Source organism: Shewanella electrica (assembly GCF_022321485.1).
Classification (GTDB): domain Bacteria; phylum Pseudomonadota; class Gammaproteobacteria; order Enterobacterales; family Shewanellaceae; genus Shewanella; species Shewanella electrica.
On record NZ_JAKOGG010000507.1, the window covers coordinates 1 to 254 of the forward strand.

1 protein-coding gene is annotated in these 254 nt (G+C 38.6%); it reads right to left on the bottom strand.

Translation table 11 applies throughout. The annotated features are described in order from the left end of the window. On the bottom strand, positions 1-254 hold a 254-nt coding region (locus L9G74_RS21340), incomplete at both ends, for a hypothetical protein (protein WP_238898798.1).

The window sequence follows — 254 nt, forward strand, 5'->3', positions numbered from 1 at the left end:
GACGTTATCATCATTATTTGCGCCATAGGAAGATGCTGAGCCACAACCTAAAATAGGAGGCGTTTTAACGTCCCTAATATCAACAATTCTAGGACAGGTAATATTAGAAGGGGTTGTTTCATACTCAGTTTTAATCTGACCAACTAAAGCAGAAATATTAAAATCATCCGTAATCCAACCAGTATAGCTTAAGCTGTGAGCCTCACCACCACGCTTTAGCAATGAAATATTGTTTACTTTCCCAATAACGCCTG